Here is a 24005-nt window from a genome sequence, read left to right as displayed (position 1 = left end):
GGACTGGGCGCCACGCATGCGAGTTGCGGGACGCCGCTCTGCCCGATAGATGGCGCGGGATTGCCGCAGGCGCAACCGCTTGTGGTGAAGATGATCTGAACTGGAGCCCGACATGACTGCCATCATCGACATTATCGGCCGTGAGATCCTCGATAGCCGGGGCAATCCGACGGTGGAGGTGGATGTCGTGCTGGAAGATGGCTCGCTGGGGCGCGCGGCGGTGCCTTCGGGCGCGTCGACCGGCGCGCATGAGGCGGTGGAGCGGCGCGACGGCGACAAGAACCGCTATCTGGGAAAGGGTGTGCTGGGCGCGGTCGAGGCGGTGAACGGCGAGATTCTGGATGCGCTGTCGGGCATGGACGCCGAGGAGCAGGGCGAGGTGGACGCCGCACTGATCGCGCTCGATGGCACGGCCAACAAGGGGCGGCTGGGCGCCAATGCGATTCTGGGGGTGAGCCTCGCGGTGGCGCGGGCGGCGGCGGATGCGCGCGGGCTGCCGCTGCACCGCTATGTGGGCGGGGTTTCGGCCGGGCTGCTGCCGGTGCCGATGATGAACATCATCAACGGCGGCGCGCATGCCGACAATCCGATCGATGTGCAGGAATTCATGGTGATGCCGGTGGCGGCGGGCTCGATTGCGGAAGCCGTGCGCTGGGGGGCGGAGATTTTTCATGGGCTGAAGAGCGCGCTCAAGGCGGCGGGTCATTCGACGGCGGTGGGTGATGAGGGTGGCTTTGCGCCGAATCTGAGCGGTACGCGCGCGGCGCTGGATTTCATCATGGCGTCGGTAGAGCAGGCGGGCTTCCGGCCGGGCAAGGATGTGTGGCTGGCGCTCGATGTGGCGGCGACCGAATTCTACCGGGGCGGGCGCTATGTGCTGGACGGCGAGGGGCTGTCGCTCGATGGGGCCGGGATGACCGATTATCTGACGGCGCTGGCGAGCGACTATCCGATCCTGTCGATCGAGGACGGGATGGCCGAGGATGACCGTGACGGCTGGCGGATGCTGACCGAGCGGCTGGGCAGCCGCGTGCAGCTGGTGGGCGATGACCTGTTCGTGACCAATCCGGCGCGGCTGGCGGACGGCATCAAGGACGGGCTGGCCAATGCGCTGCTGGTCAAGGTCAACCAGATCGGCACGCTTTCGGAGACGCTGGAGGCGGTCGAGATGGCGCACCGGGCGCGCTACCGCACGGTGATGAGCCACCGCTCGGGCGAGACCGAGGATTCGACCATTGCCGATCTGGCGGTGGCGTGCGGATGCGGCCAGATCAAGACCGGGAGCCTGGCGCGCTCTGACCGGCTGGCCAAATATAACCAGCTGATCCGCATCGAGCAGGAGCTGGGCACGAGCGCGCGCTATGCCGGGCGAACGGTGCTGATGACCGGCTGATGCGGCTGGCCCGGCCATTTGTGGCGCTGATGCTGGCGCTTCTGGTCGGGATGGCGCCGGCGCGTTCGCCTTTGCAGGCCCCTTTGCAGGCCGCAACGCTGAGCGCGGTTTCGGCGGTGCCGGCGCTGGTGAGCGTGGTTTCGGATGAGCCGATCGGGGCGGGCGAGGTGTTTGCGCTGGCCGAGCCTGACCGGCTGGTGATCGATTTGCCGGCGACCGTGGCGGACGCATTGAGTGTGCCGGGGGCGGCGAGTGTGCGGCAGGTCAGGCTGGCGGCCTTTTCGCCGGGGGTCGCGCGGCTGGTGCTCGATCTGGACCGGCCGGTGCTGCTGGAACGGGCGCGGATGGTTGGCCCTGAGGCAGACGGGACGTGGCGGCTGGAGCTGCGGCTGGTGCGGGCCAAGCCGTCGGTGTTTGTGGATGCGGTGCGCGCCGGGCGGGCCCCGGTGGTGATCAGCCGGGCGCCGCAGCGGCTCGCGCTGGAGGAGCTGTTTGCCTCGGTGGCCGATGAGACGGGCGAGACGACGGCCTCGCCGCAGATCACGCCGGCGGGCGAGGTGCTGCCGAAGGCGACCACGCCGGTGCAGCCGCGGCCCGAGGCGGAGGCTGAGGCTGAGACGGCGCCGCCGGTGGTGCGGGCGCCCGAGCGCGCAGGTGAGCGGGCAGCGGCGCAGGCGGCTCCGCGCCAGTCGAGGTCGGGCGGGAAGCCGCTTGTGGTGGTGGATGCCGGGCATGGCGGCAAGGATGTGGGCGCGATTTCGGTGCGCGGCGGCTATGAGAAGGACGTCACGCTGGCGATTGCGCGTGAGGTGGCGCGCGAGCTGGAGAGGCGCGGCCGGGTGCGGGTGCGGCTGACACGGGCCGATGACCGGTTCATTCCGCTGGGTGGCCGGGTGCGGATTGCGCAGGCGGCGCGGGCGGATCTGTTCATCTCGATTCATGCCGATGCGGCGCTCAACCGCGAGGCGCGGGGTGCCAGTGTCTATACGCTGTCGAGCCGGGCGTCGGACGAGGTGGCGGCGCGGCTGGCGGCGCGCGAGAACAAGGCCGACATCATCGGCGGCATCAACCTGGGCGCGGAGGCGCCCGATGTCTCGGATGTATTGATCGAGCTGTCGCGGCGGGGCACGACCGACATGTCGGTGATCTTCGCACAGGTGCTTCAGGACGAGCTGTCGCCGCGCATCCGCTTTCGCTCGACCTTTCATCATTTTGCCGGTTTCCGGGTGCTGAAGGCGCCTGATGTGCCCTCGGTGCTGCTCGAGACGGGCTATGTCTCGAACGGGGAGGACGCCGACTTCCTGTTTTCGCGCACCGGGCAGAAGCGCATTGCCGAGGGTATCGCCCGGGCCATTGAAAAGCATCTGCTGGGAAGTTGAGGGCCTTTCAACGCCGGGGCGGGCGGGCTAGAGGGAGGCCATGCGGCGTTGGTTGATCTATGGCACGCTCGGCGTGGTGCTGGTGGGCGCGGTGGTGGCTGTGCTGCTGCTGGCCAACATCATGAAGGGCCTGCCGAGCGAGGCGGAGCTGGCCGATTATGCGCCGGCGCTGCCTTCGACGGTCCGCGATGTGAACGGCGAAGTGGTGGCGCGGTTCATGCGCGAGCGGCGCATCTATCTGCCCTATGACGAGATTCCGCCGCTTTTGGTGAAGGCCTATGTGTCGGCCGAGGACAAGACCTTTTTCAGCCATGACGGGCTTGATTATGCGGGCATCGCCAATGCCGTCTTCGTCAATGTGCAGGGACTGTTTGGCGACCGGCGGCCGGTGGGGGCCTCGACGATCACCCAGCAGGTGGCGAAGAGCATCATCGGCAATGAGGTGACGCTGACACGCAAGCTGCGCGAGGCGGTGGTGGCGCGGCGGCTGGAGTCGGTGTTTTCCAAGGAGCAGATCCTCGAAATCTATCTCAACCAGATTTATCTGGGCCGGAACGCTTACGGTGTGGAAGCGGCGGCGCGCGCCTATTTCGCCAAGACGGCGGCGGAGCTGACTCTTGAGGAGATGGCCTATCTGGCAATCCTGCCCAAGGCGCCGTCGACCTATTCGCCGACCACGCAGCAGGCGCGGGCGCTGTCGCGGCGGTCTTATGTGTTGAGCCGCATGGCCGAGGATGGCCATATCAGCGAGGCCGAGCGGGCGGCGGCCGATGCGGCGCCGCTGGTAGCGCAGACAAATGGCGGCTTCGACACCGGGCGGACGGGCGATTATTTCATCGAGGATGTGCGGCGCCAGCTGATCGACAGCTTTGGCGAAAGCAGCGAGGACGGACGCAACAGCGTTTATGGCGGGGGCTTGTGGATCAGGACCTCGCTTGACCCGGTGATGCAGGATGCGGCCGAGCGGGCGCTGCGCGACGGGCTGGTGCGTTATGACCGCTCGCGGCCGTGGCGCGGGCCGGCGCGGACGATTGAGCTGGGCGAGGGATGGCCGGGCCGGCTGGCGCGCGCGACGGTGGCGACGGGCTATGCCGAGTGGCGCAAGGCGGTGGTGCTGGGCAAGACGGCGGCGGTGGTGCGCATCGGCTTTGCCGATGGCAGCGAGGGCACGCTGCCCTTTGACCAGGCGCAGCGGCGGCGGGCGGGCAGCGAGCAGCGGGCCGCCGAGGCGATGGTGCCGGGCGATGTCATCATCGTGGCGCGCGAGAAGGGCAGCTGGGGTTTGCGGCAGACGCCGGAGATTTCGGGCGGGTTCATCGCCGAGGATGTGCATGATGGGCGGGTGTTCGCGATGGTGGGCGGCTTTGATGCGCGCGCCCAGGCCTTCAACCGGGCGACACAGGCGCAGCGGCAGCCGGGCTCGACCTTCAAGCCGATCGTTTATGCGACCGCGCTCGACAATGGCTTCACGCCGGCGAGCATTGTCGTGGACGGGCCGTTCTGCGTGTTTCAGACGCGCGCTCTGGGGCGCAAATGCTTCCGCAATTTCGGCGGCGGCAGCGCGGGGCCGCAGACGCTGCGCTGGGGGCTGGAGCAGAGCCGCAACCTGATGACGGTGCGGCTGGGCTATTCGGTGGGCATGGACAAGGTGACGGCGACGGCCAAGGCGCTGGGGGTGGGGGATTATCCGCCGCAGCTGGCCTTTGCGCTGGGCGCAGGCGAGACGACGGTGATGCAGATCACCAACGCCTATGCGCAGATCTTCAACGCGGGACGCAAGCTGGAGCCGAGCCTGATCGAGATGGTGCAGGACCGGGACGGCAAGGTGATTTACCGGCGCGACACGCGCTCGTGCCTCGGCTGCATGGCCGAGGACTGGAACGGCGAGCCGATGCCGCGGCCGGTGGGGCGCAGCGTGCAGGTGATGGACCCGCGCACGGCCTATCAGACGGTGCACATGATGGAAGGCGTGGTGACGCGCGGCACGGCGGTGCGGCTGCGCGCGCTGGAGCGGCCGCTGGCGGGCAAGACTGGCACCACCAGCGGGCCGAAGGACGCCTGGTTTGTGGGCGGCACGCCCGATCTGGTGGCCGGGCTTTACCTTGGTTATGATCAGCCACGCGACCTTGGCAACAATGTGCAGGGTGGCAATACGGCGGGGCCGATTTTTCTCGATTTTGCCCGGGTGGCGCTTGAGGACGCCGAAAAGCGGCCCTTTGTCATTCCGCCCGGCGTGCGCATGGTGCGGATCAACCGGCGCTCGGGCAAGCGGGTGTTTGACGAGTGGCCGACCGAGGAAGCGCCGCGGTCCGAGGTGATCTGGGAGGCGTTCAAGCCCGACACCGAGCCGCGGCGCGAAGCGGAGGCCGAGCGGGCACCGGGCGCGCAGGTGCGGTCGGATGCGGAGTTTCTTTCCAACAGCGGCGGGATTTACTAAAAGCCGCGCCAGACGATTTCAGGAGCCGATATGCGAGCCGAGGCGGAAGCCCATGCCAATTCCATCAAGCAGGCGCTGGACCTGCTGAGGAGGTCTCTTTGACTGGGACCGCGCGCTGCGTCGTCTCGACGAACTGAATGCCCGGGCCGAGGACCCGGCCCTCTGGACCAACCCCAAGGCCGCGCAGGCGCTGATGCTGGAGCGCCGGCGGCTCGACGAGGCGGTGGGGGCGACGCGGGCGATCGAGGGCGACCTTGCCGACACCTGCGAGCTGATCGAAATGGCCGAGGCCGAGGGCGACGAGGCGATGGCCGAGGAAGGCACGGCGGCGCTGAAGGCGCTGGCCGAGCGCGCTGAACGCGACAAGGTGGCGGCGCTGCTCTCGGGCGAGGCGGACGAAAATGACGCCTATATCGAGATCAACTCGGGCGCTGGCGGCACCGAGAGCCAGGACTGGGCGCAGATGTTGCAGCGCATGTATCAGCGCTGGGCGGAGGCGCGCGGCTACAAGGTCGAGCTGATCGACTATAATGACGGCGAGCAGGCCGGCATCAAGAATGCGACGATGCTGATCAAGGGCGGGCAAGCCTATGGCTGGGCCAAGACCGAGAGCGGCGTGCACCGGCTGGTGCGGATCAGCCCCTATGACAGCGCGGCGCGGCGGCACACCAGCTTTGCCAGTGTCTGGGTCTATCCGCAAATCGACGACGATATCGAGATCGATGTGAAGGAATCGGACCTGAAGATCGACACCTACCGGGCATCGGGCGCGGGCGGGCAGCATATCAACACCACCGATTCGGCGGTGCGCATCACCCATATGCCGACCGGCGTTGTGGTGGCCTGCCAGAATGAGCGCTCGCAGCACAAGAACCGGGCGACGGCGATGAAGATGCTGAAGGCGCGGCTTTATGAGCGCGAGCTGGCGATTCGCGAGGCGGCGGCGGCCGATGTGGAGGCCGGCAAGAGCGACATCGGCTGGGGCCACCAGATCCGGAGCTATGTGTTGCAGCCCTATCAGCTGGTGAAGGATCTGCGGACCGGCGTGACCTCGACCGCGCCCGATGATGTGCTCAACGGCGAGCTTGATGCCTTCATGGCGGCGGCGCTTTCGCAGAAGGTGACCGGCGAGAAGGCCGATGTCGAGGATGTCGACTAGGGTAGCGGCGGGCGGCGGCCGGCCCAGGGGGCGGCTTGCTCGATCTGGGCGGCGAGGCTGAAGAGCAGCGCTTCCTCGCCGTAGCGGCCCATGGCCATGATGCCGATGGGCAGGCCCGTGCGGCTGGTGCCGAGCGGCAGCGACATGGCCGGGCAGCCGGTCTGGTTGGCGAGCGCTGTGAATGGGCTGTAGCCGAGCACATTGCCGGTCCAGCTTTCGATATCGCTGGGGCTGAGGTCGATGCGGCCGAGTTCGATGGGGGGCTGGGCGAAGACCGGCGAGAGCAGGATGTCATGGCCGCTCATGAACTGGCTGACGGTGATGGCGACCTGCTGGAACAGCTGGTTGGCGCCGGCGATGGCGCTGGCGGGCGTGGTGTTGCCGATATGGGCGAACATCTGGGTGACGAGCTCGATATCCTCGCCGGCGCTGTCACGGCCGAGCTCGGCGAGGCGAGTGCGGACATCATGGGCGACATGGGCGGCGATGATGGCGACAAAGGCTTCGCCCATGGCCTCTGCCGGGAGCGCGGGTGCGGCCTCTTCGACCGTATGGCCGAGGCTTTCGAGCAGGCGGGCGGCGGCATCGAGGGCGGCGAGCACATCTGGGTGGACGGGAACGCCGGTGATGGCCTCGCGCTGCAGCGCGATGCGCAGGCGGCCGGGGGCTGATCTGGTGGCGGCGAGAAAGCCTGCGCCGGGGGGCGGCGCGGTGTAGCGGCTGCCAGGCTCCATGCCATGGGTGGCATCGAGGAGGGCGGCGGAATCGCGGACCGAGCGGGTGACGGCGTGATTGAGGGAAAAGCCCATCCAGCCTTCGGTGGCGTGCGGGCCTGCCGGCATGCGGCCGCGCGAAGGCTTGAGGCCGAACAGGCCGCAGGCGCTGGCCGGGCAGCGGATCGAGCCGCCGCCATCGGACGCGTGCGCCATGGCGACGACGCCGGCGGACACGGCGACGGCGGCGCCGCCCGACGAGCCGCCGCTGCTATGGGCGGGGTTCCAGGGGTTGCGGGTCAGGCCATAGGCTTTGCTCTCGGTGGTGACGGTGAGGCCGAACTCGGGCGTGGTGGTTTTGCCGAAGGTGTTGAGGCCGGCGGCGCAGTAGCGGTCATAGAGCACGGCGTTTTCGGTGGCGACATGGCCATCGAACAGCCTGCTGCCTTCGCCCGACCGCTGGCCGGCGATGGGCATGTGCAGATCCTTGACGAGGAAGGGGACACCAGCGAACGGGCCGGAGAAGGGCAGATGCGCGCGGGCGCGGGCCATGTCGCGCAGGTCTTGCGCGATGAAGTTGAGGCTGGGATTGAGGGCATCGGCGCGGGCGACGGCGGCTTCGAGCAGCTCCGATGGGCTTACCTTGCCCGTCGCGATGGCTTCGGCCTGGGCGGTGGCGTCTTGCTGCAGCAGGTCAGTCATGGCGGGCTCCTTTGGCGGGAGCGTCCGCTGTCAGTCTCCGGGCGTCAAGACTGGTGCTTCTGCCAGCGGGCCAGCCCGGCTTCAAGGTCGGCGATGAGATCAGCCGGGTCTTCGAGGCCGATGGAGAGGCGGACGATGGGCCCCGGGCGCTCGGGCTGGGGCAGGCTGCGGCAGCCCTTGAGATCGACCGGGAGCGCCAAGGATTCGTAGCCGCCCCAGGAAAAGCCCATGCCGAAATGGTGGAGGTGGTCGAGCAGCGGCGCGAGGCTGGCGCGGGTGCCGGACTTGAGGACGAAGCTGAACAGGCCGGTGCTGCCGGTGAAATCGCGCTTGAACAGGGCGTGATCGGGGTGGCTTTCGAGGCCGGGGTGGAGGACGCTGTCGACGGCCGCATGGGCTTCAAGCCAGCGGGCGACTTCGAGCGCGCTGGTTTCATGACGGCCGAGGCGCAGGCCGAGCGTGCGCAGACCACGCAGCGCCAGCGCGGCGTCATCGGCCGAGACGTTCATGCCGAGGCGGTAGTGCATGCGGGCGAGGCGGGGCCAGAGGGCGGCGGTGGCGGTGGCGGCGCCCATCATCACGTCGCTATGGCCGCCGACATATTTGGTGAGCGCCTGAATGCTGATGTCCACGCCAAGCGCGATCGGCTGGAGGCGCAGCGGTGTGGCCCAGGTGTTGTCGATGATGGTGACGATGTCATGGGCGCGGGCGGCCGCCGTGATGGCGGGCAGATCATGGATCTCGAAGGTGAGCGAGCCGGGGCTTTCGAGAAGGATGGCGCGGGTATTTGAGGTGAAGAGTGAGGAAATGTCTCTGATGCGCGGGTCGAAATAGCGGGTGGTGATGCCCAGCGGCTTCAGCGTCTGGTCGGCGAACAGGCGGGTCGGCTCATAGGCGCTGTCTGTGACGAGCAGCTCGTCGCCGCTCTGGAGCACAGCGAGAAGTGCGGTGCTGATGGCGGCGACGCCGGAGGGGTAGAGCTTGGTGCCGGCAGCACCGGGCTCAAGGCTGGTGAGCGCGTCTTCAAGCGCCCAGATGCCGGGCGTGCCGCGCCGGCCATAATAGAGGCCCTTGTCGGGATTGGCGATGGCGGCGTCGAGCGCGGCCAGCGTGGGGAAGAGGATGGTCGAGGCGCGGGCGACGGGCGGATTGACGAAGCGCGCGGTGGCGCGCGGCTCGCGGCCGGCGACGCTCAGGCGGGTGCCCTCGCCGAGATGCGAGAGATCGGGCGGCGGCGCGCGGCCGGCCATGCGCTCAGGCCCTCACGTGCTCAGGCGCCGGTGACGATCGGCGTGTTGGGGGAGGCGCCCCATTCCGACCAGCTGCCGTCATAGATCGCCATGTTCGGCTGGCCGAGCAGGGCGGCGGCGAAGGCGAGGCAGGCCGAGGTGACGCCCGAGCCGCAGGTGCCGACGGTGGGCTGGGAAAGATCGATGCCGGCGGCTTCGAACAGGTCGGCCAGCTCGTCCTTCGACTTGTAGGTGCCGTCTTCGTTGAACAGGCGATTATAGGGGAGCGATTTGGAGCCGGGGATATGGCCACGGCGCAGCTCTGGGCGCGGCTCGGGCTCGGTGCCAAGGAAGCGGCCTTCGGAGCGGGCATCGACGACCTGCTCGGCCTTGGTGCGGAGATTGTCGGTCATCTGCTTCATGTCGCGGACCATGGTCTTGTCGGCCCAGACGGTGAAGTGGCGGTGGCGGACGACGGGCTTGCCGCTTTCGACGGCGCGGCCTTCGGCCTGCCACTTTTCGAAGCCGCCATCGAGGATGGCGACCTGATGGGCACCGAACAGGGTGAGCATCCACCAGACCCGGGCGGCGGAGCGCAGCGGCGAATTGTCGTAGACGACGATGCGGCTGCCATCGCCAAGGCCGAGCGCCTGCATGCGGCTGGCGAATTTTTCAGCCGATGGCAGCATATGGGGCAGGGGCGAGCTGGTGTCGGAGACTTCGTCGATATCGAAGAAGACGGCGCCGGGGATATGGGCGGTTTCGAATTCGGTGCGGGCCTGACGGCCATGCTGGGGCAGGAACATGGTGGCGTCGATCACGCGGAGATCGGACTTGCCGAGTTCGGCCGCCAGCCAATCGGTGCTGACCAGAAGGTTCATCGCTGTTACTCCCTATCGCGCCTTGTCGTCGCGGTTTTTCTGGCGTGGCTTATGGGCGTGACATAGGAGCGTGAAGCCGTCATGTCACCCGCTGTTGTGACGTTTTTGTGGATGAATTTGCGATGAGCGACACTCTGCATCTGGGCAAGGCATCGAGCCTGCCCGAAAGCCCTGAAGCGGCCGTGCTGGACTTCCCGGCCAACCCGCGGCCGGGGCTGGACTATCTGGTGCGCTTTGCCGTGCCGGAGTTTACCTCGCTCTGCCCGGTGACCGGGGCGCCGGATTTTGCCCATCTGGTGATTGATTATGTGCCGGATGCGCGAATCGTCGAATCCAAGTCGTTGAAGCTGTGGCTGGGCTCGTTTCGGAATCATGCCGGTTTTCACGAGGATGTGACGGTGGGCATCGGCGCCCGGCTGGTGGCGGAAATGGCGCCCAAATGGCTGCGCATCGGCGGCTATTGGTATCCACGCGGCGGCATCCCGATCGATGTCTTCTGGCAATCGGGGCCGGCGCCTGCCGGGCTGTGGCTGCCCGATCAGGGCGTGCCGGGCTATCGCGGGCGCGGTTAGCTTTGGCGGTTAAGGCAGCCCGGTGACCTTGTGGGTTTGCAGTGACAGCCGCCAGCGCGGGTGTTCGAGGCAGTAGCGAATCGCGGCCTCGGTGTTTTCGCGTGCCGCCGGGCCGTCCATCGGTTGCAGGAAGAAATGTTCGAAATCGAGGCCCGCGAAGCGGTCGGGCATGGCCTTGGGCTGGGGATAGACGAGCTTCAACTCCTGACCCGAGGTCTGCACGAGCGGCGCATCGGCCTTGGGGCTGACGCAGATCCAGTCGAGCCCGGCAGGGGCGGCCTGTGTGCCGTTGGTCTCGACGGCGATCTTAAAGCCCTGGGCCTTCAATGCGGCGATGAGCGGCGGGTCGAGCTGGAGCAGCGGTTCGCCGCCGGTGCAGACGATGAGGCGGTGGTCGGTGGGCGCGCCCCAGATGGCGGCGGCATGGACGGCGAGCGCCTCGGGGCTGGTGAACTTGCCGCCGCCTTCGCCGTTCGTGCCGACGAAATCGGTGTCGCAGAAGGCGCACACAGCAGCGGCGCGGTCAGCCTCGCGGCCCGACCAGAGGTTGCAGCCGGAAAAGCGCAGGAAGACGGCGCGGCGGCCGGTCTGTGCGCCTTCGCCCTGCAGGGTGAGGAAGGTTTCCTTGACGGTGTAGGTCATGGGGCAGGATCTTGGAGGCCGGCCTCGGCGAAGCCCTTGGCGCGCAGGCGGCAGCTGTCGCACAGGCCGCAGGGGCGGCCCTCGGGCGTGGGGTCATAGCAGGACCATGTCAGCGCCAGTGGGGCTTCGGCGGCGCGTGCGGCGCGGACAATGTCGGCCTTGGTCATGGCCGTCAGCGGGGTGTGCACCTTGAAGCCGCCGTCGCGGGTGGCGATGTTGGCCATGGCTTCGAAGGCGGCGATGAACTCGGGCCGGCAATCGGGATAGCCGCTGTAATCAAGCGCGTTGACGCCGATGACGAGATCGCGCGCACCGGCCGCCTCGGCCCAGCCGAGGCAGACGGCGAGGAAGATGGTGTTGCGCGCCGGCACATAGGTGACCGGGATGCCGGCCTCGACGCCGGTCTTGGGCACGTCGATGTCGGCGGTGAGCGCGCTGCCGCCGAAGCTGCGCAGGTCGAGCGGCAGGGTGATGTGGCGTTCGACGCCCAGTGCCTCGGCCACGCGCGCGGCGTGCGCCAGCTCGATGCGGTGGCGCTGATTATAGTCGATGGTGAGCGCCAGCAGCCGGTAGCCCTGCGCCTTCATCATCGCCGCCGCCGTGGTCGAATCGAGGCCGCCTGAGAGCAGGACGACGGCCAGCGGCGCCTCAGGCATGGATGCGCCAGACCCTGGAGCAGAACTGGCAATCGACGCCGATGGTGCCATCCTCGCCGCGCATGTCGGCGCGCTCGCTTTCGGGGAAGCGGGTGAGGACATCGGTGATGTGTTCAGCCGTGCAGCGGCAGCCGCGCACCGGGGCGGCGCCGGGGAAGAGGCGGACTTCCTCTTCATGGAACAGCCGCCAGAGCAGCGCTTCGGGGCTGAGATCGGGACTGGCGAGCTCGTCGCGGGTGATGGTGCCGGCGAGCGAGCGAATATGCTGCCAGTCGGCGGGTTCGGGCTCGCCGTCATCCTCGGCGAAGCGGCGTGTGCTGCCGTCTTCGCCGCGCGGCAGATATTGGAGGAGGATGCCGCCGGCGAACCAGCCCTGCGCAGGGTCGCCGCCGAGATGGACACGGATCAGCGTGGGGATCTGCTCCGAGGCGCGGAAATATTGCTCGATGGCGGCCGCGATGCCGGCGCCTTCGAGGGGCACGATGCCCTGATAGCGCTCGTTGGTGTCGGTCTGGTCGAGGGTGACGGCGAGATGGCCCTGGCCGAACATGGCCTCAAGGTCGCCCATGGGCGTTTCGGGCGCGCCTTGCAGATAGCCGCGCAGCGCGCCCGCGTTCCAGTCGCAGACCAGCAGGTTGAGCGGGCCGCTGGACTGGGCTTGCAGGGTGAGCCCGCCGATGGTGTCCCGCAGGGTGGCGCCGACAAGCGCTGTGGTGACCAGTGCTTCGGCCAGCGTGGCGGCGAGCGGGGCGGGATAATCATGGGCGGCGAGGATGGCGGCGAGGCTGGTGTCGAGCCGGACAATGCGGCCGCGCACATCGCGGCCGGGCACGGTAAAGCCGAGGCTGACATCATGGCTGGGGGCGAGACCTTCTGCGGTCACAGTCATGCTCACAGCCGTTCCAGACACCAGAGCAGCACCGCCTTTTGCGCGTGCAGGCGGTTTTCCGCTTCGTCCCAGACCAGGCTGGCGGGGCCGTCGATGACCTCTTCGGTGACTTCCTCGCCGCGGTGGGCAGGCAGGCAATGGAGGAAGACGGCGCTGGGATTGGCGCGCGCCATCAGCGCGGCATCGACCTGAAAGGGCTGCATGGCGGCGAGCTTGGCCTTGCTGTCTTCCTGGCCCATGCTGATCCAGGTGTCGGTGACGACGACATCGGCGCCCTCGACGGCGGCTTCGGCCGAGCGGACAAGATCGACGCTGCCGCCGCGCGCACAGGCCGTGGCCATCACCGCGCTGTCGGGATCATGGCCATGGGGCACGCCGAGGCGGAGATCGAAGCCGAGCACCGAGGCGGCCTCGACGAGCGAATTGGCGATGTTGTTGCCGTCCCCCAGATAGGCCCATGTCGAGCCGGCGACCTGGCGGCCGCTGTGTTCTTCGAAGGTCAGGATATCGGCGAGGATCTGGCAGGGGTGGCTGATGTCGGTGAGGCCGTTGATGACCGGCACGCTGGCGGCATTGGCCAGGGTTTCGAGGGTGGCGTGCGAATTGGCGCGCAGCATGATGGCATCGACCATGCGGCTGAGCACACGGGCGGTGTCGTCGACCGGCTCGCCGCGCCCGAGCTGCATCTCGCCCGCCGAGACGGTGATGGCGCTGCCGCCCAGCTGGCGGATGGCCTGGGCGAAGCTGAAGCGGGTGCGGGTGCTGGGCTTTTCGAAGATCAGCGCCAGCGTATGGCCGTCAAGCGGCGCATCGGCATCGGGCAGGCCCTTGGGCAGGCCCTTGCGCGCCGCCTTGCGGGCATGGGCTTCATCGAGAATGGCGCGAAGCCCCGCTGCCGTGGGGGCAGCGAGATCGAGAAAATGGCGCATGAACGGCTCCTCAGGCGGCTTCCGCCGGCACGAAGGCGGCAGCGGCGGCCGACAGCTTGTCGACGGCCTCGCGGATGTGATGCTCTTCGATGATCAGCGGCGGCAGCAGGCGCACCACATTGTCACCGGCCGCGACGGTCAGGATGCCATGGTTGCGGGCATGGGCGACAAAGGCGCGGCTGTCGGTCTTGAGCTTGAGGCCGAGCATCAGGCCGAGCCCGCGCACGCTGTCGAACAGATCGTCATGGTTGGGGATCATCTGTTCGAGCGCGGCGCGCAGGCGCTCGCCGGATTCGCGAACCTGGGCGAGGAAGCTCTCTTCGGTGACGACATCGAGCACGGCCATGCAGGCGGCCATGGCCAGCGGATTGCCGCCATAGGTGCTGCCATGGGTGCCGATGACCATGCCGGCGGCGGCGCGCTCGGTGGCGAGGCAGGCGCCGACGGGGAAGCCGCCGCCGATGCCCTTGGCGATGGCCATGATATCGGGGTCGATGCCATATTGCTCATGGGCGAAGAGCGTGCCGGTGCGGGCGACGCCGCATTGGACCTCGTCGAGGATGAGCAGGATGTCATGCGCATCGCAGAGCTTGCGCAGGCCCTGGAGGAACTCTTGGGCAGCCGGGCGGATGCCGCCTTCGCCTTGCACGGTCTCGACCATGATGCCGGCAATGGACGGGTCGATGGCGGCGGCGGCGGCGTCGAGATCGTTGAAGGGCAGCACATGGAACCAGTCGGGCAGCGGCTCGAAGCCCTTGCGCATCTTCTCCTGATTGGTCGCCGAGATGGTGGCCAGCGTGCGGCCATGAAAGGCGTTAGAGAAGGTGAGGATGCGGTACCGCTCTGGGCGGCCATGCGCATATTGATAGGCGCGGCAGGTCTTGATGGCGCATTCCACGGCTTCGGCGCCCGAATTGGTGAAGAACACCGTGTCGGCGAAGGTGAGGCCGACCAGCCGCTCGGCGAGTGCGGCCTGGGCGGGGACCTTGTAGAGATTGGAGGTGTGCATCAGCGTGGCGGCCTGCTTCTGAATGGCGCCGACGAGATGGGGATGGCTGTGACCAAGCAGGTTGACGGCGATTCCGGAGGCGAAATCGAGCCATTCGCGGCCCTGCGCGTCATAGAGATAGCAGCCTTCGCCGCGCACGGGCTCGACATCGCAGCGGCCATAAACGGGCATGAGGGGCGTGATGGTCATCTGAACTGGCTCCACGACGGGACTGGTGATGCACCCGCAATGCAAAAAGGCGGCCCTTCCGACCGCCCTCGGGAGCGCGTTATAGACGCGTCGCAGGCGGGCTTCAACCATGACCGAAGGGGCGTCTTGATGTGCAATCGCTACCAGCTGAAGGGCAGCGCGGCCGAGGTGGCAGCCGCCCTCGGCATGCCGGTCGGGGGCGTGAACTGGCCCGAAGAGATGTTTCCCGCGCGGCCGGGCCTTGTTGGTACCGTCAGTGGCGCGCGGCTGATGGACTGGGGCTGGCCGCCGCCCGGCGATGGCAAGGGTCGGCCCGTGACCAATGCGCGCAACCTCGACAGTCCCTTCTGGCGGGCGGCGGTGGCGGACCCGGCGCGGCGCTGCCTGATTCCGGCCAGCCGCTTTTGCGAATGGGAGGGTGCCGTGGGCGCCAAGCGGGCGCGCTGGTTCGGGGTGAGAGAGGCGGCGGTGTTCGTCTTTGCCGGCGTCTGGCGGCCGCACGGCGATGGTGCTGTTTATGCCATGCTCACCTGCGCGCCCAATGCGCTGGTGGGGGCGGTGCACCCCAAGGCGATGCCGGTGATTTTGGCGCAGGACGCGGCGGCGCGCTGGCTGCGCGAGGACTGGGCGGCGGCCCGCGCGATGGTGCGGCCCTTTGCCGATGAGGCGATGTGGATCGAATGACCGGCTGGCGGATGGACGGCGGGGGGCGCTGACGGGCGGGGGCAAGGCTGCTAAGGGCAGGCGATGACGAAAAATGGGTCTTCTGGCGGCAGCGGCCTGCCGATGCGGCAATTGTTGCCGCTGCTGCTCTCGGTGTTCATCGGGCTGATGGGCTTTGGTGTGGTGCTGCCGGTTTTTCCCTTTTGGGGCCGTTCGCTGGGCGCCGGGCCGGAGATCATTACCGTGGCGCTGGGCGCCTATTCGCTCGGCCAGTTCATCGGCGCGCCGCTCTGGGGCAAGTTTTCAGACAGTTTCGGCCGGCGGCCGGCGCTGATCGGCTCACTGATCGGGATCATGCTCAGCTATATGCTGATGGCGGAGGCGGAGAATATCTGGACGCTGGGGGCGGCGCGGCTGCTGGGCGGGCTGATGGCGGGGAATATCGCGGTGGCCTTTGCCTATGTCGGCGATGTCGTGCCCGGCGCGCAGCGGCCCAAGGCTTTGGGGCTATTGGGTGCGGCCTTCGGCATGGGCTTTATTTTCGGCCCCGCCATCGGCGGCGTGGTGGCGGGCGATGCGCCGGTGACCGCCGATTTCGCGCGGGTCGCCCATGTGGCGGCGGGTGTTTGCGTGGTCGGCATCCTGCTGGTGGTGTTCGGCCTGCCCGAGAGCCTCGACAAGGCGCGGCGGCAGGCGGTGAAGGATGCAGGGAGCGGACCGACGGCGCGCGCGGTGATGGCGGAGAAGCCGGCGGTGATCGGTCTGATGCTGGTGGCAGCACTCGTGATCGGCTCGGCGGCGATGATGGAGACGACCTTTGCGCTGTTTGCCGATGATCATCTCGGCTGGAGCCCGCGCGATGTCGGGCTGAGCTTCGGGCTGATCGGCACGATTTCGGCGGTGATCCAGGCGGTGGCAGCAGCACCGCTGTCGCGCGCGCTGGGGGCGCGTCGCGTCGCGCTGGTGGGCATTTTCGGCTATGCGCTGGGGCTGGGGCTGCTGGGGCTGACCGGGCTGGGCGACTGGGCGGGCAATATCATGGTGCTGCTGGCGCTGGCGGTGACGGCGCTGGGGGTGGGCATCTTCAACCCGGCGTTTCAGACGATGGTGGCGGCGGCCACCGACGACCGCGACCGCGGGCTGGTGAACGGGCTGACGCAGGGGGCGAGCGCGGGCGGGCGGATCATTGGCCCGGCGATTTCGGGGACGGTTTATGTGATGGCGGGTATTGCGGCGCCGTTTCTGGCGGGTGCTGCGCTGATGCTGGTGGCGCTGGTGGTGGCGGCGCGCGCCGTGCTGCATGGCCCGGCGATTGATCCGCCCGGAACAGGAGAGGACACTGAGCTTGATGCCGACATAGTTGGCAGCGACCGCTGAAGCGGCTAAGGGCGGCGCTCTCCGACGCCATCCGACAAGTGAGACGATGCAGTGAAGATCAACGCCACCGATATTCGCCCCGGCAATATTCTTGAATGGGAGCGCGGCCTGTGGAAGGTCGCAAAGATCCAGCACACCCAGCCCGGCAAGGGCGGCGCTTACATGCAGGTCGAGATGAAGAACCTGATCGATGGGCGGAAGACCAATGAGCGGTTCCGCTCGGCCGAGACGGTGGAGAAGGTGCGGCTGGACACGCGCGACTTTCAGTTTCTGTTTGCCGAAGGCGAGATGCTGACCTTCATGGACAAGGAAAGCTATGACCAGACCAGTCTGCAGAAGGACATGCTGGGCGATGCCGCCGACTTTTTGCAGGACGGCATGGACGTGGTGATGGAGCTTTATGACGAGAAGCCGATTTCGGTGCAGCTGCCCGACCAGATCGAGGCTGTGATTGCCGAGACCGAGGCCGTGGTGAAGGGCCAGACAGCGAGCAGCAGCTACAAGCCGGCAATTCTGGAGAATGGGGTGCGCGTGATGGTGCCGCCGCATGTGACGGCGGGCACAAGGATCGTGGTGGACACCTACGCACGCGAGTATCTGCGGCGCGCGGACTGAGCCGATGGCGCAGGTGGTCAGCGATGCGCGCGATTTCCGGGCCGACCGGGCCTGGGGCGCGCGGACGCTGGCCGAGATCGAGGGCGCGACCGTGCGCCTGCATTGGACGGATGCCCCCTATGTCTGGCACCGCAACGACGGCGCCGAGGTGTTTTGCGTGATCGCCGGCGTGGTCGAGATGCGCTACCGCGAGGGCAGTTTGGAAAAGCGCGTGCGACTTGAGGCGGGTGACATGTTCGTGGCCGAGATTGGTGACGAGCATGTCGCGCATCCGATGGGCGAGGCGCGCATTCTTGTCATTGAACGCAAAGGTTCGGTTTAGTGGTTTCTCATTCCTCCCTCATCACCGTCATGGAAAAGGCGGTGCGCAAGGCGTCCCCCCGGCTGCGGCGGGATTTTGGCGAGGTCGATGCGCTTCAGGTCTCGCGCAAGGGGCCCGCCGACTTTGTGTCCAACGCCGACCGGGCAGCGGAGGAGACGATTGTCGAGGTATTGAGCCATGCGCGGCCAGACTGGGGGCTGACGCTGGAGGAGGGCCAGAGCCGGACCGGCGCGGACGCCAAGTCGCGCTGGATCGTTGATCCGCTCGATGGGACGACCAATTTTCTTCATGGCATGCCGCATTTTGCCATTTCGATTGCGGCTGAAGTCAATGGCGAGGTGGTGTCAGGGCTCATCCATCAGCCGCTGACCGGCGAGAGCTATTGGGCGGAGAAGGGGCGGGGGGCCTGGCTTTCGGACCGGCGGCTGAGGGTTTCAGCGCGGCGCGAGCTGGCCGATTGCGTATTGGCGACGGGCATTCCGTTTCGTGGGCATGGCGACACGGCGGCGTTCAGCCGGCAACTGGATGCGGTGATGCCTGAAGTGGCGGGTGTGCGCCGATTCGGCGCGGCTTCGCTCGATCTGGCCTGGGTGGCGGCGGGGCGGTTTGACGGCTTTTGGGAGAGCGGGCTTTCGGAATGGGATGTGGCGGCCGGGATCCTGCTGGTGCGCGAAGCGGGTGGCTTTGTGTCTGATTTTCGCGGCGGCGAGGCGATGGTGGCGCGCCGCGAGATTGTGGCCGGCAATGGGCAGGTGCAATCAAGGCTGCACAAGCTTCTCGCAGAGGCGGCCAAGACCTGATTGGCATCGGCGTGCGGTGAGGCTTTGGCGCACCTTGCCGCCGTCGCTGCAGCGCGGTAGAGGCTGGCGTCACGTTGGAATGTGTTTTTGAAAGGCCGTCTGGCCATGTCTGAAATCGCCTCTGGTTATCTGCCGATCCTGCTGTTTCTGGTGGTCGGCATTGTCTTTGCCTTCATCTTTGTAGGCGCGCCGATTCTGGTTTCGGGGCTGACGGGCACGGCCAAGCCGGATTCGGTGAAGCTCAGCGAATATGAGAGCGGCTTTCCCGCCTTTTCGGACAGCCGGCAGCGTTTCGACGTGCGTTTCTATCTGGTCGCCATTCTGTTCATCGTCTTCGATCTGGAGGCGGCGTTCATGTTTCCCTGGGCGGTGAGCCTGCATTGGGGCGGCGTCGAGGCCTGGGTGTCGATGATGGTGTTTCTGGGGGTTCTGACGCTCGGCCTTGTGTATGAATGGATGTCGGGAGCGCTGGAATGGGAGTGAGTGACGGCGCCGTGGTGAAGCCCGGCGGCGCGATTGCGCTGGGCGAGGCGAACAGGGACCAGTTTTTGAGCGATGTGTCGGGCGAAGTGGCCGACAAGGGCTTTCTGGTGACCTCGACCGAAGACCTGTTTCACTGGGCGCGCACCGGCTCGATGTGGTGGATGACCTTTGGCCTGGCCTGCTGTGCGGTCGAGATGATGCACACCAACATGCCGCGCTATGACCTTGAGCGCTTCGGCGTGGCGCCGCGTGCCTCCCCGCGCCAGTCGGACGTGATGATCGTGGCCGGCACGCTGTGCAACAAGATGGCGCCAGCGCTGCGGCGGGTTTATGACCAGATGAGCGAGCCGCGCTATGTGATCTCGATGGGCAGCTGTGCGAACGGCGGCGGCTATTATCACTATAGCTATTCAGTGGTGCGCGGCTGCGACCGGATTGTGCCGGTGGATATCTATGTGCCGGGCTGCCCGCCAACGGCCGAAGCGCTGCTCTACGGGGTGCTGGCGCTGCAGCGCAAGATCCGGCGGGTCGGGAGCTTCGAGCGATGAGCGGGCCTGTCATCAAGGCGGCGCAGCCGGGGCGGCGGAGCTGGGCGGCGGTGGCGAGCGTCGAGGGTATCGAGAGCTATCTCGCCAATATTCTGGGCGATGCGCTGCTGGCGACCGAGGTGCATGTGCGCGAAGTGGCGGCGCTGGTGGCGCGCGAGCGGCTGGTCGAGGTGATGATCAGGCTGCGCGATGACCCGGTGTTGAAGATGCAGCAGCTGGTCGACATTTGCGGCGTGGACTGGCCGGACCGGCCCGAGCGCTTCGAGATTGTCTATAACCTCTTATCGATGCGGCAGAATCTGCGGCTGCGGGTGAAGGTGACGACCGATGCGCGCACGCCGGTGCCGAGCCTGACGGGGCTGTGGCCGGTGGCGGGCTGGTATGAGCGCGAGACCTGGGACTGTTACGGCGTGATGTTCGAGGGCAATGCCGACATGCGCCGCATTCTGACCGATTATGGCTTTGAGGGGCACCCGTTCCGCAAGGACTTCCCGCTGACGGGCCATGTCGAGCTGCGCTATTCGGAGGAGCACAAGCGGGTGGTCTATGAGCCTGTGAAGCTGGCGCAGGATTTCCGCTCGTTCGATTTCCTCTCGCCGTGGGAGGGCACGGATTATGTGCTGCCGGGCGACGAGAAGGCGGAAGAGATGAAGGAGCACAAGCGTGCTTGAGCGGGCTGGCGTCGCCTGGACGCGCGACGACACGACCGATCTGCTGCCGGCCAAGGACGGCAACGCGATCGAGAATTACATGATCAACTTCGGGCCGCAGCACCCGGCGGCGCACGGCGTGCTCAGGCTGGTGATGGAGCTTGACGGCGAGGTGATCGAGCGCTGCGACCCGCATATCGGGCTGCTGCACCGGGGCACCGAGAAGCTGATCGAATACAAGACCTATCTGCAGGCGCTGCCCTATATGGACCGCCTCGATTATGTCAGCCCGATGTGCATGGAGCACAGCTATGTGCTGGCGATCGAGAAGCTGGCCGGCATCGATGTGCCGCTCCGGGCCAGATATATCCGCACGATGTTTGCCGAAATCACGCGGATTCTCAATCATATCCTCAATGTGACCACGCATGCGATGGATGTCGGCGCGATGACGCCGATCCTGTGGCTGTTCGAGGAGCGCGAGAAGCTGCTGGAATTTTACGAGCGGGTGTCGGGCGCGCGCTTCCATGCCGCCTATTTCCGCCCCGGCGGGGTGCATCAGGACCTGCCGGACGGCTTGCTTGCGGACATTTTGGCGTGGTGCGACGGCTTTCCGCGGGTGCTCGATGAGATGCAGGGGCTGGTGGCCGACAACCGCATCTTCAAGCAGCGCAACGTCGATATCGGGCGGATTTCGGCCGAGGATGCGGTCGCCTGGGGCTTCACCGGGCCGTGCATCCGCGCCAGCGGGGTGCCGTGGGATTTGCGCAAGAGCCAGCCTTATGATGCCTATCACCTCGTTGATTTTGATGTGATCGTCGGCACCGAGGGGGACTGTTATTCGCGCTTCATGGTGCGCATGGAGGAGATGCGGCAATCCTTGCGGATCATCCGCCAGTGCGTCGCCGACATGCCCGAGGGGCCGCACACCACCACCGACCGCAAGGTGGCGCCGCCGTCACGCGCCGAGATGAAGCGCTCGATGGAGGCGCTGATCCATCATTTCAAGCTCTACACCGAAGGGCTGCACGTGCCGGCGGGCGATGCCTATGTGGCGACCGAAAGCCCCAAGGGCGAGTTCGGCATCTATCTGGTGGCGGACGGGACCAACAAGCCGTGGCGCTGTCATGTGCGCGCCACCGGCATGGCGCATCTGCAGGCGATGGATTTCCTGTGCAAGGGCCATATGCTGGCCGATGCGCCGGCCATTCTGGGCAGCCTCGATATCGTCTTTGGCGAGGTGGACCGGTGAGCAATCTGGACACGGCGGTGGCGATGATCGGCCATTACAACCGGCAGGATGCCGACGCCTATGTGGCGCTGATGACCGAGGATGCGGCCGAGGCCGGCTACCGCGGTGCGGTGCTGCGTGATGGCCGCGAAGGGGTGCGGGCCGGGCTGAAGGCGATGTTTGCCCAATATCCCGAAAACCGGGCCGAGATTTTGAGCGGGTATGCGCTGGGTGATTTTGTGGTGATGCATGAGCGGGTGTGGCGGACGGCCGATGGCGAGCCGTTTGACGTGATGGCGGTCTACAGCTTCGAGGGGCCGCTGTGCAGCCGTGTGGAGTTCATTCGGTGAGCGACTTTAAGAATTTTGACTGGACGCCCGAGAATGCCGTGAAGGCGGCCGAGATCATTGCGCGCTATCCGGCCGGGCGGCAGGCGAGCGCGGTGATGCCGCTGCTATGGCTGGCGCAGGGGCAGATGGCGGATGCCACCGGGAGCGCCTGGCTGCCGGTGCCGGTGATCGAGTTTGTCGCCCGCGTGCTCGCCATGCCCTATATCCGGGTCTATGAGGTGGCGAGCTTCTATACCCAGTATAATCTGAAGCCCGTGGGGCGGTATCATGTGCAGGTGTGCGGCACGACGCCGTGCATGTTGCGCGGCTCGGATGATGTGATGAAGGCGTGCACCGACAAGGGGCTGAAGAAGGGCGCGGTGACCCATGACGGGCTGTTCACCCTCTCCGAGGTCGAGTGTCTGGGCACCTGCGCCAATGCGCCGATGGTGCAGATCAACGACGACAATTATGAAGACCTGACCTATGCGAGCACGCAGGCCATTCTTGAGGCGCTGATGCGCGGCGAGACTCCGAAGCCGGGCTCGCAGATTGGCCGGCAGGCGAGCTGCCCCGAGGGCGGGCCGACGACGCTCAGGGACATGGTTGCGTGACATCGGCCGCGACACTGCGCCGGCTGGCGCTGGCGATGCTGGTCGTGGCCATTGTTACCGGCGTGGGGTCGTTGGTGGCCTTGATGCTGGGCTGGTTTTCGACGCCGCTGGCGGCGCTGGTCAGCACGGTGTTTCTGGTGCTCGGGCTGACAATCGACCGTGTCGCGGCCCGGCGCGAAGCGAGCCAGATGCCCAGTCAGAGCCAAGGAGAGTAGGCGCGTGCTTGCCGACAAGGACCGGATTTTCACCAACCTCTATGGCTTCCAGCCCTGGACGCTAGACGCGGCGCGCCGGCGCGGGGACTGGGAGGAGACCAAGGCGTTGCTGTCGCCGGGCCCGGATGCGATCATCGACCAGATCAAGGCGAGTGGTCTGCGCGGGCGCGGCGGGGCGGGCTTTCCCACGGGGATGAAGTGGAGCTTCATGCCGAAATCGCCCAGCCCGGAGCGGCCGAGCTATCTGGTGATCAATGCCGATGAGAGCGAGCCGGGGAGCTGCAAGGACCGCGAGATCATCCGCCATGACCCGCACAAGCTGATCGAGGGCGCGCTGGTGGCGGGCTATGCGATGCGGGCGCGGGCGGCGTTCATCTATATTCGCGGCGAATATATCCGCGAGGCCGAGACGCTGTTTGCAGCTGTTGCCGAGGCCTATAAGGCGGGGCTGATCGGGCGCAATGCCTGCGGCTCGGGCTATGATTTCGACGTGATCGTGCACCGGGGCGCGGGCGCCTATATCTGCGGCGAGGAAACCGCGATGCTCGAAAGCCTGGAGGGCAAGAAGGGCCAGCCGCGGCTGAAGCCGCCGTTTCCGGCAGGTGCCGGGCTTTATGGCAACCCGACCACGGTCAACAATGTCGAATCGATTGCAGTGGTGCCGACGATTTTGCGGCGCGGTGCTGAGTGGTTTGCCGGAATCGGGCGGCCGAAGAATGTAGGCACCAAGCTGTTTCAGGTCTCGGGCCATGTGAACCGGCCCTGCGTGGTGGAAGAGGCGATGGGCCTGCCGTTTCGCGAGCTGGTCGAGACGCATTGCGGCGGCATTCGCGGCGGCTGGGACAATCTGCTGGCGGTGATACCGGGCGGGTCTTCGGTGCCGCTGGTGCCGGCCCATGAGATTGCCGATGCGCCGATGGATTTTGACGGACTGCGCGAGCTGAAATCGGGGCTGGGCACGGCGGCGGTGATCGTGATGGACAAATCGACCGACATCGTGCGGGCGATTGCCCGGCTGAGCTATTTCTACAAGCATGAGAGCTGCGGCCAATGCACGCCGTGCCGCGAGGGCACGGGCTGGATGTGGCGGGTGATGGAGCGGCTGGTGACGGGCGATGCTGAGCCGCATGAGATCGACATGCTGCTTGATGTGACGACCGAGATCGAGGGGCACACCATCTGCGCGCTTGGTGACGCAGCCGCCTGGCCGGTGCAGGGGCTGATCCGCCACTTCCGGCCCGAGATCGAGGCGCGCATCGCCCGGCGCAAGGGGTTTGTGGCGGTTCCCGCACTTCCGGTGGCGGCTGAATAGGGGCCTTTTCACTGGCCTTTTCGAGACTGACGGGCTAGGTGTGACAGTGATGTTTCACTCGCGCGAA

The 24005-nt window shown here is 66.9% G+C and carries 26 protein-coding genes; 18 read left to right on the top strand and 8 right to left on the bottom strand.

From position 1 onward, the window contains the following. The first annotated feature begins 112 nt into the window (after positions 1-112). From eno to prfB, 4 genes are all read left to right on the top strand, one after another. Complete coding sequence (eno, locus tag ACMVO5_RS04535) at positions 113-1393, top strand: phosphopyruvate hydratase (RefSeq protein ID WP_416908884.1); 1281 nt, start codon at positions 113-115, stop codon at positions 1391-1393. After that, on the top strand, positions 1393-2772 hold the full coding sequence (locus ACMVO5_RS04530) for an N-acetylmuramoyl-L-alanine amidase (RefSeq protein ID WP_416908883.1): 1380 nt from the start codon (positions 1393-1395) through the stop codon (positions 2770-2772). Before eno ends, ACMVO5_RS04530 begins: the two co-directional genes overlap by 1 nt. A gap of 40 nt (positions 2773-2812) precedes the next feature. Beyond that, on the top strand, positions 2813-5209 hold the full coding sequence (locus ACMVO5_RS04525) for a penicillin-binding protein 1A (RefSeq protein WP_416908882.1): 2397 nt from the start codon (positions 2813-2815) through the stop codon (positions 5207-5209). 30 nt (positions 5210-5239) lie between these two features. Beyond that, positions 5240-6368, top strand: a protein-coding gene (gene prfB / locus ACMVO5_RS04520) for a peptide chain release factor 2 (RefSeq protein WP_416908881.1) whose coding sequence is annotated in 2 segments (ribosomal slippage) — positions 5240-5308 and positions 5310-6368 — 1128 coding nt in all. Because the reading frame shifts where the segments join, the coding sequence is not laid out codon by codon here. Here the strand turns inward: prfB and ACMVO5_RS04515 are convergent. Genes ACMVO5_RS04515 through sseA form a run of 3 tightly spaced genes read right to left on the bottom strand, consistent with a single transcriptional unit; the run spans position 6365 to position 9893 of the window. Beyond that, complete coding sequence (locus ACMVO5_RS04515; protein WP_416908880.1) at positions 6365-7783, bottom strand: amidase; 1419 nt, start codon at positions 7781-7783, stop codon at positions 6365-6367. The two genes, prfB and ACMVO5_RS04515, sit on opposite strands and share 4 nt — an antisense overlap. Before the next feature lie 44 nt (positions 7784-7827). Beyond that, positions 7828-9033, bottom strand: coding sequence for a cystathionine beta-lyase (gene metC / locus ACMVO5_RS04510; protein ID WP_416908879.1), 1206 nt, complete (start codon positions 9031-9033; stop codon positions 7828-7830). Between the two features lie 20 nt (positions 9034-9053). Further along, the gene (gene sseA / locus ACMVO5_RS04505) at positions 9054-9893 is read right to left on the bottom strand and encodes a 3-mercaptopyruvate sulfurtransferase (protein ID WP_416908878.1); all 840 of its coding nucleotides are present in this window, start codon (positions 9891-9893) and stop codon (positions 9054-9056) included. Between the two features lie 122 nt (positions 9894-10015). Here sseA and queF point away from each other — a divergent pair, with 122 nt between their 5' ends. After that, a complete protein-coding gene (queF, locus tag ACMVO5_RS04500; RefSeq protein WP_416908877.1) occupies positions 10016-10465 on the top strand; it encodes a preQ(1) synthase in 450 nt (149 codons plus the stop codon). Between the two features lie 9 nt (positions 10466-10474). Here the strand turns inward: queF and queE are convergent, their stop codons facing one another. The 5 genes from queE to ACMVO5_RS04475 are packed head-to-tail and all read right to left on the bottom strand — an operon-like array spanning position 10475 to position 14779. Continuing rightward, entirely contained in the window at positions 10475-11107 is a 633-nt protein-coding gene (gene queE / locus ACMVO5_RS04495) for a 7-carboxy-7-deazaguanine synthase (protein ID WP_416908876.1), read from the bottom strand. Next, the gene (queC, locus tag ACMVO5_RS04490) at positions 11104-11763 is read right to left on the bottom strand and encodes a 7-cyano-7-deazaguanine synthase QueC (protein ID WP_416908875.1); all 660 of its coding nucleotides are present in this window, start codon (positions 11761-11763) and stop codon (positions 11104-11106) included. Before queC ends, queE begins: the two co-directional genes overlap by 4 nt. Continuing rightward, complete coding sequence (locus ACMVO5_RS04485) at positions 11756-12652, bottom strand: Hsp33 family molecular chaperone HslO (protein ID WP_416908874.1); 897 nt, start codon at positions 12650-12652, stop codon at positions 11756-11758. Before ACMVO5_RS04485 ends, queC begins: the two co-directional genes overlap by 8 nt. A 2-nt stretch (positions 12653-12654) precedes the next feature. Then, on the bottom strand, positions 12655-13581 hold the full coding sequence (gene argF, locus ACMVO5_RS04480; protein WP_416908873.1) for an ornithine carbamoyltransferase: 927 nt from the start codon (positions 13579-13581) through the stop codon (positions 12655-12657). Positions 13582-13591: 10 nt separating this feature from the next. After that, complete coding sequence (locus ACMVO5_RS04475) at positions 13592-14779, bottom strand: aspartate aminotransferase family protein (RefSeq protein ID WP_416908872.1); 1188 nt, start codon at positions 14777-14779, stop codon at positions 13592-13594. A 129-nt stretch (positions 14780-14908) separates the two neighbouring features. Here ACMVO5_RS04475 and ACMVO5_RS04470 point away from each other — a divergent pair, with 129 nt between their 5' ends. The 13 genes from ACMVO5_RS04470 to nuoF all read left to right on the top strand — a co-directional run bounded on the left by ACMVO5_RS04470 (position 14909) and on the right by nuoF (position 23938). Beyond that, positions 14909-15463, top strand: a complete 555-nt coding sequence (locus tag ACMVO5_RS04470; RefSeq protein ID WP_416908870.1) for an SOS response-associated peptidase — start codon at positions 14909-14911, stop codon at positions 15461-15463. 63 nt (positions 15464-15526) lie between these two features. Beyond that, positions 15527-16819, top strand: coding sequence for an MFS transporter (locus ACMVO5_RS04465; RefSeq protein ID WP_416908869.1), 1293 nt, complete (start codon positions 15527-15529; stop codon positions 16817-16819). Between the two features lie 51 nt (positions 16820-16870). After that, on the top strand, positions 16871-17434 hold the full coding sequence (gene efp, locus ACMVO5_RS04460) for an elongation factor P (RefSeq protein WP_416908868.1): 564 nt from the start codon (positions 16871-16873) through the stop codon (positions 17432-17434). Positions 17435-17438: 4 nt separating this feature from the next. Then, the gene (locus ACMVO5_RS04455; protein ID WP_416908867.1) at positions 17439-17756 is read left to right on the top strand and encodes a cupin domain-containing protein; all 318 of its coding nucleotides are present in this window, start codon (positions 17439-17441) and stop codon (positions 17754-17756) included. Then, complete coding sequence (locus ACMVO5_RS04450; protein WP_416908866.1) at positions 17756-18556, top strand: inositol monophosphatase family protein; 801 nt, start codon at positions 17756-17758, stop codon at positions 18554-18556. The genes ACMVO5_RS04455 and ACMVO5_RS04450 overlap by 1 nt, the downstream gene beginning before the upstream one ends. A gap of 105 nt (positions 18557-18661) precedes the next feature. Then, positions 18662-19039 carry an NADH-quinone oxidoreductase subunit A gene (ndhC, locus tag ACMVO5_RS04445; RefSeq protein ID WP_416908865.1) on the top strand — a complete coding sequence of 126 codons (378 nt, stop codon included), beginning with the start codon at positions 18662-18664 and terminating at the stop codon, positions 19037-19039. After that, entirely contained in the window at positions 19030-19587 is a 558-nt protein-coding gene (locus ACMVO5_RS04440) for a NuoB/complex I 20 kDa subunit family protein (RefSeq protein WP_416908864.1), read from the top strand. The genes ndhC and ACMVO5_RS04440 overlap by 10 nt, the downstream gene beginning before the upstream one ends. Continuing rightward, positions 19584-20258 (top strand): NADH-quinone oxidoreductase subunit C, encoded by a 675-nt coding sequence (locus ACMVO5_RS04435; RefSeq protein WP_416908863.1) that lies wholly within the window; start codon positions 19584-19586, stop codon positions 20256-20258. The genes ACMVO5_RS04440 and ACMVO5_RS04435 overlap by 4 nt, the downstream gene beginning before the upstream one ends. Before the next feature lie 79 nt (positions 20259-20337). After that, positions 20338-21489 (top strand): NADH-quinone oxidoreductase subunit D, encoded by a 1152-nt coding sequence (locus ACMVO5_RS04430; RefSeq protein ID WP_416909295.1) that lies wholly within the window; start codon positions 20338-20340, stop codon positions 21487-21489. A gap of 23 nt (positions 21490-21512) precedes the next feature. Beyond that, a complete protein-coding gene (locus ACMVO5_RS04425) occupies positions 21513-21818 on the top strand; it encodes a nuclear transport factor 2 family protein (protein WP_416909294.1) in 306 nt (101 codons plus the stop codon). Beyond that, complete coding sequence (gene nuoE / locus ACMVO5_RS04420) at positions 21815-22411, top strand: NADH-quinone oxidoreductase subunit NuoE (protein WP_416908862.1); 597 nt, start codon at positions 21815-21817, stop codon at positions 22409-22411. The genes ACMVO5_RS04425 and nuoE overlap by 4 nt, the downstream gene beginning before the upstream one ends. After that, positions 22408-22626, top strand: coding sequence for a hypothetical protein (locus ACMVO5_RS04415; protein WP_416908861.1), 219 nt, complete (start codon positions 22408-22410; stop codon positions 22624-22626). Before nuoE ends, ACMVO5_RS04415 begins: the two co-directional genes overlap by 4 nt. Before the next feature lie 4 nt (positions 22627-22630). After that, positions 22631-23938 carry an NADH-quinone oxidoreductase subunit NuoF gene (gene nuoF, locus ACMVO5_RS04410; RefSeq protein WP_416908859.1) on the top strand — a complete coding sequence of 436 codons (1308 nt, stop codon included), beginning with the start codon at positions 22631-22633 and terminating at the stop codon, positions 23936-23938. Positions 23939-24005: the final 67 nt, after the last annotated feature.

Source organism: Polymorphobacter sp. (genome assembly GCF_048007885.1).
Lineage (GTDB): Bacteria > Pseudomonadota > Alphaproteobacteria > Sphingomonadales > Sphingomonadaceae > Sandarakinorhabdus.
Note: the sequence above shows the minus strand (reverse complement) of the source record. Positions and strands in the feature narration are given on the sequence as shown.